The sequence below is a fragment of the Streptomyces sp. MB09-02B genome (assembly GCF_033794485.1).
In the GTDB taxonomy this organism is placed as follows: Bacteria; Actinomycetota; Actinomycetes; order Streptomycetales; family Streptomycetaceae; genus Streptomyces.
Genome location: NZ_JARGEE010000352.1, coordinates 1 through 9,642 on the forward strand (window position 1 = coordinate 1; position 9,642 = coordinate 9,642).

8 protein-coding genes are annotated in these 9,642 nt (G+C 73.1%); 1 reads left to right on the plus strand and 7 read right to left on the minus strand.

The window, feature by feature from the left end; genetic code table 11:
* Positions 1 to 25: 25 nt before the first annotated feature.
* Positions 26 to 403, minus strand: a complete 378-nt coding sequence (locus tag P1P70_RS34005) for a ferredoxin (protein ID WP_319244698.1) — start codon at positions 401 to 403, stop codon at positions 26 to 28.
* A 172-nt stretch (positions 404 to 575) separates the two neighbouring features.
* Here P1P70_RS34005 and P1P70_RS34010 point away from each other — a divergent pair, with 172 nt between their 5' ends.
* Positions 576 to 938: a DUF6479 family protein gene (locus P1P70_RS34010; protein ID WP_319244700.1), complete on the plus strand. Its 363-nt coding sequence runs from the start codon at positions 576 to 578 to the stop codon at positions 936 to 938.
* Positions 939 to 1,007: 69 nt separating this feature from the next.
* On the opposite strand, the gene P1P70_RS34015 is transcribed toward P1P70_RS34010, so the two are convergent.
* The 6 genes from P1P70_RS34015 to P1P70_RS34040 form a co-directional block, all read right to left on the minus strand.
* Positions 1,008 to 2,207, minus strand: coding sequence for a 4-hydroxybenzoate 3-monooxygenase (locus P1P70_RS34015; RefSeq protein WP_319244702.1), 1,200 nt, complete (start codon positions 2,205 to 2,207; stop codon positions 1,008 to 1,010).
* 125 nt (positions 2,208 to 2,332) lie between these two features.
* Positions 2,333 to 3,541 carry a type III PLP-dependent enzyme gene (locus P1P70_RS34020; RefSeq protein ID WP_319244711.1) on the minus strand — a complete coding sequence of 403 codons (1,209 nt, stop codon included), beginning with the start codon at positions 3,539 to 3,541 and terminating at the stop codon, positions 2,333 to 2,335.
* A 50-nt stretch (positions 3,542 to 3,591) separates the two neighbouring features.
* The gene (locus P1P70_RS34025) at positions 3,592 to 5,409 is read right to left on the minus strand and encodes an IucA/IucC family protein (protein WP_319244704.1); all 1,818 of its coding nucleotides are present in this window, start codon (positions 5,407 to 5,409) and stop codon (positions 3,592 to 3,594) included.
* Positions 5,410 to 6,603 carry an MFS transporter gene (locus tag P1P70_RS34030; RefSeq protein WP_319244706.1) on the minus strand — a complete coding sequence of 398 codons (1,194 nt, stop codon included), beginning with the start codon at positions 6,601 to 6,603 and terminating at the stop codon, positions 5,410 to 5,412.
* Positions 6,600 to 8,330: an IucA/IucC family protein gene (locus P1P70_RS34035; RefSeq protein ID WP_319244709.1), complete on the minus strand. Its 1,731-nt coding sequence runs from the start codon at positions 8,328 to 8,330 to the stop codon at positions 6,600 to 6,602. The genes P1P70_RS34030 and P1P70_RS34035 overlap by 4 nt, the downstream gene beginning before the upstream one ends.
* 77 nt (positions 8,331 to 8,407) lie before the next feature.
* Complete coding sequence (locus tag P1P70_RS34040; RefSeq protein ID WP_319244713.1) at positions 8,408 to 9,607, minus strand: ATP-grasp domain-containing protein; 1,200 nt, start codon at positions 9,605 to 9,607, stop codon at positions 8,408 to 8,410.
* Between the last annotated feature and the right edge of the window lie 35 nt (positions 9,608 to 9,642).

Genomic DNA, 9,642 nt, shown 5'->3' on the forward strand with positions numbered 1-9,642 from the left:
GCCCAGCGGAGGGCGGCGGGGCGGCTCAGCGGAGGATGGCCAGGAAGTCCGTGCAGGCCTGTGCGCACTCGCGGCAGGACTTGGCGCCGTCCTCGGCGCCGGGGGTGTCGTCGAAGACGCGGGCGCACTCCAGGGCGACGGTCCGGCACCATTCGACCTGGAGGCGGATGGCGGCCTCGTCGAGGCTGGTCTGCTCGGAGAGCATTCTGCACGTGGCGTCGCACACCTCCGCGCACATGATGCCCTTGCGTCGCATCTTCTCCTGGCCCTCGGGGCCATCCGGTTCGGCGAGGCTCGCCCGTAGCGCGCACGCACGCGCACATTCGGTGCAGGCCTGCGCACACGCGAAGCGGTCCTCGAGGAACCGGATGAGTTCCTGGTGGGATGTCGTCGTCGTGGTCACCAGGGGCGGGTAGCCGGAGGCGCTCCCACCAAACACGGGGGCGCGCCCCCGCCCCGCACCCGGTTCGCCGGGTTCCGTTTCCCCCGGTGCGGGAGGGGGCACCCGTCCGCTCCCGGACCGCTCGTGCGGAACGGGGCCGGTTCACTCGACATATTGGGGGTATTCATCCCTTATGAAGATGGAATGGACTGATATAGCCGCAGAACGCAGCGTCCTGGGCGGTATCGCACCGTTCCTGGCGGGCGTCGTGGTGGTGGCCATGCTGATCGGCGCACTCTGGCTGGGTGCGCGGGTTCGCGCCCGTGAGCCGCGCCGACCGCGCCCCGACGAGCAGCCCCGCGTCCCCGAAGGGGGCCCTGTCCACGAGGAGCGGCTGCACCGCGAACCGGACGAGATCCCCCAGAGCGACCGCCGGCTGACACCGTACGAGGTGCACGGCAATCAGGGGACCCGACCGAGCCCGGAGAAGAAGCGGCCACGCTGGAGCAAGAACAGCAGCGGCGGCTTCGGCAGCGGCGGCCTCGGCGCCCACTGACACCGACAGCTTCGGGCGCTCCCCCTGCAGTGCGGCAGGGGGAGCGCCCTCGGCTGTGCGGTCGCGGAGCTACGACGACCCGAGATCGGTGTCGAGCGGCAGCCCCGTGTAGTTCTCGGCGAGTTCGGCCGCCGCGTGGCGTGAGGTGGCGACGCGGTCCAGCTGGGAGAGCTGGAGGCGGGTCTCGAACGGGGACTGCCCCGGGTCGGCGTGGAGGGTCGTGGTCATGAAGTACGAGAAGTGCTCGGCCCGCCAGACCCGGCGCAGACAGGTGTCGGAGTAGGCGTCGAGCAGGTCGGTCGAGCCGGTCTCCCTGAGCCGGGCGAAGGCGCGGGCCAGCACGATGACGTCGGTGGCGGCCAGGTTGAGGCCCTTGGCGCCGGTGGGCGGCACGATGTGGGCGGCGTCCCCGGCCAGGAAGAGCCTGCCGTGGCGCATCGGCTCGGTGACGTGGCTGCGCATCGGCAGGACCGCCTTGGACGTCACGGGCCCCCGCTTGAGCCGCCAGCCGGGGTGGGCGGTCAGCGCGAGCCGGGCGTCCAGCTCGTCCCAGATCCGCTCGTCCGACCAGTCGGCCGGGTCGGTTCCGTTCGGGACCTGGAGGTAGAGGCGGCTCACCGACGGGGACCGCATGCTCGCCAGCGCGAAGCCGCGCTCGGAGTGGGCGTAGATCAGCTCCTCGTAGACGGGCGGGGCGTCGGCGAGGATGCCCAGCCAGGAGTAGGGGTACGTCCGCTCGTACGAGGTCCGCACGCCCTCGGGAACCGCGTCCCGGGCCACCCCGTGGAAACCGTCGCATCCGACCACGTAGTCGCAGGTCAGCGTCTGCTCGCGGCCCTCGTGGGTGTACCGGATCACGGGCCGGTCCGTGTCGGCGCCCTCCACCGCGTGCACCTCCGCCTCGAACAGCAGCGGTCCGCCGTCGGTGAGCTGGAGGGCGATGAGGTCCTTGACCACCTCGGTCTGGGCGTAGACCCAGACCCGGCGGCCGCCGGTCAGCTCGGGGAAGTCGACGCGGTGGGCGCGGCCGTCGAAACGCAGCTCGATGCCGTCGTGGGGGATGCCCTCGGCGTCCAGCCGTGCGCCCGCTCCGGCGGAGCGCAGCACGTCGACGGTGGCCTGCTCCAGGATTCCGGCGCGCTGACGCTGCTCGACGTAGGTACGGTCCTTGCGTTCCAGAACCACACTGTCGATGCCCGCGTTGTGCAGCAGACGGGCCAGTAGCAGCCCCGCCGGGCCGCCGCCGATGATGCCGACGGTGGTGTGCATTGAGTACTCCTCGTCGTTGAGGACGAGCCGCGCCCCGACCCCCGGGCCCCGACCTTGTTCGCCTGGTGAAATGAATTTCACTTACCGAGGATGAGTCTGCGCCCGACCCGCCCGCCTGTCAACGGTCACACTCCCCCAACGGTTCGGTCGAGGAAGTGGAAACCGGGCCGCGGATGCATCAGGAAGTCGTGGTGCGAGATGTTCCAGGCATACGCGCCCGCGAGGCCGAAGGCCACCCGGTCCCCCGCGCGCAGTCCGGGAGCGCGGACGTCCCGGGCGAGCAGGTCCTTCGGCGTGCAGAGCTGTCCGGCGAGGCTGACGTACTCCCCCTCGGCCGCCGGGCGCGGCCAGGGGTACGGCCACTCCTCCACCGCCAGCACCGAGCACGGCTGGTCGTGCCCCTTGGTGGCCGGGGTGCGCAGATGGTGGGTGCCGCCCCGGACCACCGCGAACTCCTCGCCGTGGCTGCGCTTCACGTCCAGCACCTCGGTGGCGTACCAGCCGCAGTAGGCGGTGAGCGCGCGGCCGGGTTCGATGCGCAGCGTCAGTTCCGGGTGCCCGTCGGCCAGTTCGGCCAGGCCCGCGCCGTACGCCTGCCAGTCGAAACGGCTCTCGGGGCGGGTGTAGTCGACGGCCATCCCGCCGCCCACGTTCACCTCGGAGATCGGCACCCCCAGGCCGGTCGCCCACTCCACGACCGAGCGGGCGACGGACAGTTGTTCGGGTGCGTCGAGTCCGCTCGCCAGGTGGGCGTGGACGCCGAGCAGTACGAGGTGCGGGTGGATGCCGTCCGTGAGGGGGCGGAGCACCTCCGGTGCCCGCTCGGGGTCCAGGCCGAACGGGGTGGGCCGTCCGCCCATCGCGAGCGAGCTGCCCGCCAGCGAGCCGTCCGTCACCGCGAGGTTGAAACGGAGCAGCACCCCGACCCGCGTGGCCGGTGCCACTCGGCGTGCCAGCTCGGCGAGTACGCGCAGATCGTGCTCGCTCTCCACGTGGAAGCGTGCGACTCCCCGCTCCAGGGCGGCCCGGATCTCGTCGGGGGTCTTGCCGGGCCCGCCGAAGGCCAGCGGACGGCCCGGGACCGCCTCGGCCACGTGGGCGAGTTCGCCGCCGGAGGAGACCTCGTAGCCGTCGACGTACGGGTCGAGCGCGGCCAGGATCTCCGGCTCAGGGTTGGCCTTGGCCGCGTAGTACAGCTCGACCCGCTCGGGGAGGGCAGCCCGTACGTGCGCGGCGTGCTGCCGCAGGGCCGTCAAGTCGTAGACGTAGGCGGGCAGTTCGGCGGTCGCGAGGGTCAGGACGCGATCGCGGACGGCGGGGGTGGGGAGGGCCATCGGGGTCTCCTGGCTCTTGACGCGCCCATGGCTCGTCCGGAGGGCGTGGTTCATCGAGGACTCCAGCGCAGGACGTCCTCGGCGAGGGGCGAGGGGAGACGGACGTAACCGGCCTCGCGGTCGGCCTTGCGTTCCCAGCGGGTGAGGAGGTTGGTCTTGGCGGGGAGCGGGACGCCCGCCAGGAGGGCGGCGAGGCGGGGCGGGCAGCCCTCCTCGTCGGCGTAGTCCCGGATGGTGGCGCGGACCGCGGCCCACAGGTCGGCCTCGGTCTCGGGGTGCAGGTCGGCGAGGGCGGCGAGCAGTTCGGCGACGTGGTTCACGAGCAGGCAGTACACGACTCGGTCCCAGCCGCGCCGGGCGTCGTACGACATCGGCCCGGCGACCTCGGGCGGGAGCGCGGCGAGGGTGTCGGCGTGGTGGTCGGGGACGAGCTTGGTGCCCTCCAGGTCGCGGAAGAGGACCTGGGCGGGCATCCCGTCGCCGTCGACGCAGATCAGGACGTTCTGGAGGTGGGGTTCCAGGACCAGGCCGTGGTTGAAGTAAGCGGAGAGCACGGGCGGGACGAGGAGGCGCAGATACTCCTGCCACCAGTGCAGCACGGTTCGCGGGCCGGCTCCGTCGAGGAGGCGGGAGACGTGGGCGGCGCTGGTGGGGTACTCGTCGGCGACGGCGGCGGCGAGCAGCGGGGTCGTACCGGGCAGCAGCCGCCGGGACAGGCCCTCGCGGACGATGACGCCGAAGCCTTCGAGGAGGGCCCGGTCGGGGGTGCCGTCGGGGCCGGGCACGGCGAGGCTGCGGTAGGCGGGTTCGCGGAGCATCGCGCTGCCGGGGAAGCGGGTCTCCAGGTCGGTGAGGGCGGGGCCGAGCACGCGGGTGAGGGCGACGGCACCGGAGAGTTCGTAACTGGCGTTCTTGCGAAGGCAGTTGGTGATGCGGACATTGAGGCTGAACTTCAGGAAGGAGTCGCCGTCGAAGAGGGTGCGGACGGAGGCGGTGGCCGCGTACTTCCGGCCGCCGGGGCCCAGGTCGAGGATGTCGCCGCGGCCCAACGCCTCTCGCAGCAGCCGGTGTTCGCGGAGCATCGCGTACTGCCAGGGGTGGGCGGGCAGCAGTCGGTAGCCGTCGGGGACGTCGCCGCGTTCCCGGTCGAGTACCGCGGTGGCGCCCGGCTCGGCGGTCTCCTCGGCGATCAGGTGGTCGCGGACGGCGAGGTGGCGCAGCGGGAAGGAGGCGCCGGCCTCGGGAGCGTACGACTGCCAGGCGTCCGCGTCACCCGTGCGGGCCTTGGGGGTGGGGTGGAAGCGGTGGCCGAAGAGCAGGGACTGCTCGGAGGCGAGGTAGTCCGGGAGCCCGTGTGAGGCGGTGGCGTGCGGGCCGGGTGCGTCGGTCTCGCGGCCGGTGCGCTCGTCGGCCGCACGGCCCGCGAGCGCGGTGGCGACGGTGCGGTGGCTGGAGTCGATCTGGTCCAGGAACTCGTCGTTGCGGACGCCGGTGCGCAGGGACAGTTCGTCGTGGGTGTATTCGGCGAGGCGGCGCCAGCCGAGTGCGGTCCAGCCGGTGTCGGACTGCTCCTGGACGGGGCCGGTGAAGCGGTGGGCGCCCAGCAGTGACCTGCGGCGCAGGGCGACCCGGAGGAGGAGGCCGCGGCGGGGCAGGCGCAGCAGGAGGTGACCGTCGATGACGGCGGTCTGGTGTTCGGGGCCGGACACCTCGCGCAGCAGGCAGTTGAGGAGGGTGTGGACCACCGCGTCGTCGGCGGTCGGGAGGGTGTGGGCCGCGGCCTTGTCGGCGGTCGGGAGAGTGTGGGCCACGGCCTCGTCGGCGGTGGGGAGGGGGGTGGTACCGAGCGAGTCGGTGAGCGGGGGCATTCAGTGGCTCCAGCGGGTACGCGGATGTGGGGGCAGGAGAGTCGCGAGAACGGTGAGGGCGGCCATGCCGCCGCCTATGAGCACCGGGGCGGTGGGCCCGAACCGGGCGCTGCCCACGGCGGCGGTCACTCCGGCGGCGACGGCGCCGGCCTTGGAGAAGAACTCCAGGGAGCCGAACATCCCGCCGGGGGCGCGGCCCCGGGCGCAGTCGGCGGCCAGGACCGAGAGACCGACCATGCCGAGGGTGAGACCGGCGCCGAGGACCAGTCGTACGGCGACGAGGGCCGGCAGGGTGTCGGCGACGCCGTGTCCGGCCAGGCCCAGGGCGATCAGCGCGAAGCCGAGGGCGATGCCGTGGCGGGGGCGGGTGTGGACGGCGCGGTGCACGGCCAGGGCCGTGAGCAGGTAGCAGAGGTGCGGCAGGGCGAAGAGCAGGCCGGAGAGGGTGGGGGAGGCGCCGGGGAGGCGTTCCTCGACGAGGGAGATGAGATAGGGGAAGGAGATCACCGTGGAGAAGACGAAAGCGAACTCCAGGGCGTAGAGCCGGCGCAGCGCGGCCCTGGGGGCGGGGTGGACGGCCTCCGGCTCGTGCTCCGCCGTCTCCTCGGCCTCGGCCGGTTCGGGCAGCGCGGCCAGCAGCAGGGCGGCGGCGAGCGGGAGCAGGGCGAGGAGCGCGTACTGGCGGTGCGGGGACAGCCACGGCGACAGCGCGCCGACGACGATCGGCGCGAAGACGAGAGCGGCCCGCGCGCTGCCCTGCATCAGGGTCAGCGCCCTCGACAGCCGCGGACCGTCCAGGGCGGCGCCCAGATAGCCGTTGGATGCGGCGAACGTGCCGCCCAGGACGCCCTGGAGGACCAGCGCCACCGTGAACATGGTGAGCGAGTCGGCCCAGCCCGCCAGCAGGAAGGAGACGGCGAGGCCCAACTGGGCCCGCAGCAGCAGCCGTTTTCGTCCGAAGCGGTCGGCGAGTCTCCCCCACAGGGGGGCCGCGAGCGCGCTGAACACGGTGGGCACGACGTACAGCACACCGGCCCAGCGGGCCGCGCCGTCGCCCAGGTCGGGCAGTATCTCGGTGAAGTACGGCGGCAGCCCCAGCGCGGCGAACGACGCCACGAAGTAGCAGGCGGCCACGGCGTGCACCTGCCGACGGCCGAACGCGGGACGCGACACCGCGAGCGCCTCGGCCGTCATGCCGAACCACCCTCCCCCAGAAGGTAGTTGGGCCCGGTGGTGTAGTGCTTGTTGATGTCGGCGGCGCCCGAACGGTCCTTGCTGAGCAGGGTCCCGGCGGTCACCATCGCCTTCACCGGCAGCTCGGGGGCGTTCAGGACCCGCTCGCGCAGGACGGCCGCCGCGTCGCCGCCGAGCCGGTCGACGGCCTCGGTGAGGCGGTCCCGGACGAGGCGCAGCAGTCCGCCCAGCGGGGTGCGGCCGTGGCGGGCCAGGCCGAACGCGTAGGCACCGGCGCACAGATGGACGGTGATGGTGGTGAAGAGGTCGGCCACGGCACGGTCGTCGGTGGTGAAGGTGCGGGGGTCGTCGAATCCCCAACTGCCGTGTTCCGTACCGAGCTTGGCGGCCAGGCGGGTGGTGTTCACCCGGGGCCCGTCGTTGTCCTTGAGCAGCAGGCGCAGGTCGCCGGGGCCGGGGCCGAACACCAGGGACACGTTCTGCTGGTGCGATTCCAGGGCGATGCCGTAGCCGAAGAGGGTGGTCTGCCAGTCGAACAGCAGGGTGAGCACGGCGTCGAGAAGCGCGGTCGGGTCACCGCCGTGGTAGCGGTCGGCGAGGTGGTCCACGACCAGTCGGCCGCCGGGGGCTTCGGCGAGGAGGGCGGCCATGGGGACGACGGCACAGTCGTCGAGGTCCGTCGGGTAGCGGCGGCACAGGACGGCGAGGAGTTCGTGTCCGGCGTGCGCGTACACCGTCTCGTCGGCGTGCAGCACCCGGCCCCGGAAGCGGTGCTCGCGGTCGGTCACCGCCGCCAGCAGCCGCTGTCCGGCGGCACCGTCGACGAGGGTCCCGGGCTTGATGGACCGCTTGTTGCGCAGGCCCAACGTAGCGGTCGCCAGGGGCAGTTTGAGGTGCAGGGAGGGAGCGGCGGCGGGTGCGACCGTACGCATCGACAGGGTGGGAACGACCGGCAGGTACGCCCGGTCGGCGAGTACGGCCCGGCCGGCGAGCCCCGCCTCGCGCAGGGCCGCGTCCAGGGGCGCGCCGACGGTCAACGGGTGGACGGGCAGGGTGACATGGGTGTGGTCGAGGTCCGCGAGTCCGAGCCCGGAGGGGGTGGGCCAGCCGTCCGGGAGGTCCCCGGTGACGGTGACGGACTCCCGGGGCAGGGCGAGCCACTGGAGCGCGAACGTCGGGTGGAACTCGGGTGCGTAGTGCCGCAGTCGCTCCTCGTCGAGGCCGGCGCGACCGCGTGCGGTCGGGTAGACCGGGTGGTCCAGGCGCGCCGCGAGCGTCTCGTACGCCAGGCCGCCGCGCAGTCCCGTCCAGTCGGCGAGGTCGGCGCCGTACAGGTCCGTGAGCCCTTCGGCGATCTCCTCCGCCGTCGCCTCGTGCAGCCGCATCGTGGCAAGGGTCTGGCGGCACTCCTCGGCGAAGGCGTCGAAGCCGTCGCGGTCGAGGGGGTCGGCGAGGGGGCGCAGTACGGCGAGGACGGTGTCGCAGGTGGGGAGGCGCGTGCCGTCCGACTCCCGGACGAGGAAGGGCAGGCGGGCGGTGTGGGTGTGCTGGAAGCCGTCCTCGGTGACCGGGAGGAGGAGGGCGTCCTCGCCGTCGGGAGTGGGCAGGCGCAGCCAGGGGCCGTCCGGGTGGACGACGGGCGTGCTGCGGGTGCGCAGGCCCACGACGTCCTCGCGGAGGAGGGCACCGAGCACACGGGTGAGCAGCTCGGCTTCGGTGGCGTCCACGGCGGGCCCGGCGGTCGGAGCCGGCCCGGCAGTCACAGCGGTCGGAGCCAGCCCTGCAGTCACAGCAGTCACAGCGGTCACGGCTGGATCTCCCAGCGCTGGGCGGCGAGGAAGTCCGCCACCACCCGGTCCACGGTCTGCTGACCGGTGCCGGTGGCGCGGAGGACGCCGAGGTAGTCGCGGTTGGTCCGGTACAGCTCGTGGTGTTCGCCGGGTGTGCGCAGCGGGCGGTACGTCAGACGTACCCCGTCGACGGTGGCGTCGGTCGCGGCGGGAGCGGCGACGAGGGTACCGGCCCGGTCGGCGCAGGGGTACTCCAGACGGGCCGCGCCGTCGCGCCGGACGCCCAGCTCGGCGGGGAGCGGCTCGCCGAGGTGGGTGCGGAGGATGTGCTCGAACAACGGGACGTCGAGGAGCTGGGCGAGCAGCAGATCGCACTGGTCGCCGATGGCGCGGTAGTTGACCTCGATGACGCGGGCCCGGCCATCGTGGACGACGAATTCGGTGTGGCAGGCGCCGAACCCGACGCCCAGCGCGTCGAGTTGGGCGAGCACCTGCGCCACGACCGGTTCGGGGTGGGCCGGGACGAAGGTGAGCCGCTCCTCGATGAAGTACGGCGGCGGGGACAGCTCGGTGTGGAAGCCGCCGAGCACGTGCCGGACGCGGCCGTCGCCGAGGGTCTCCAGGGTGTACAGCTCCCCGGGCAGGTACTCCTCGACGACCAGGGTGTCACCCGGTCGGCGGGCCAGGATCTCCTTCGCGCGCGCCACGAGGTCCTCGGCGGTGTCGACGAGCACGACGTCCTCGCTGGCCACGCCCTCGCGGGGCTTGACGACCAAGGGGTACGGGGCGTCGACGACGAGCCGGCCGGTGAGCTCGGCCGCGGCGGTGATCTCGGCGGACCACACGGTGTCCGTGCCGGACGCGGCGAGGTGGCGGCGCATCTCGGCCTTGTCCTTGGCGCGCAGGGCGGCCCGCCAGTCCTTGCCGGGGAGGTCGAAGTAGTGGGCGGCGAGGGCGGCCTGGGTCTGGAGGTGGTCGCTGTTGGTGAAGACCGCGTCGGGCCGGTGGTGACTGGAGATCCGGGTGATGACGGCGCGGTGGTCCCGTACGTCGCAGTCGAGGACCTCGATCCCGGGATGCTCCGGGTAGGCCGCGCGGTGCGCGTCGGGCCGGTCGGTGAGGAGGGTGACGTCCAGGCCCAACCGGACGGCGGCGGGCAGGAAGCCCTCGGTGACGGAGTCGGTGGGGTTGAGGGCGAGCAGGTACAGGCGCATGGGGTGGTGCACGGCTTCCGCTAGCGGGTGGGGGG

Excerpts from the sequence above, each read along its gene's own strand:
- P1P70_RS34025 (WP_319244704.1), bottom strand. The coding sequence starts at position 5,409 with ATGCCCCCGCTCACCGACTCGCTCGGTACCACCCCCCTCCCCACCGCC.
- P1P70_RS34010 (WP_319244700.1), top strand. The coding sequence starts at position 576 with ATGAAGATGGAATGGACTGATATAGCCGCAGAACGCAGCGTCCTGGGC.
- P1P70_RS34030 (WP_319244706.1), bottom strand. The coding sequence starts at position 6,603 with ATGACGGCCGAGGCGCTCGCGGTGTCGCGTCCCGCGTTCGGCCGTCGG.
- P1P70_RS34015 (WP_319244702.1), bottom strand. The coding sequence starts at position 2,207 with ATGCACACCACCGTCGGCATCATCGGCGGCGGCCCGGCGGGGCTGCTA.
- P1P70_RS34020 (WP_319244711.1), bottom strand. The coding sequence starts at position 3,541 with ATGGCCCTCCCCACCCCCGCCGTCCGCGATCGCGTCCTGACCCTCGCG.
- P1P70_RS34040 (WP_319244713.1), bottom strand. The coding sequence starts at position 9,607 with ATGCGCCTGTACCTGCTCGCCCTCAACCCCACCGACTCCGTCACCGAG.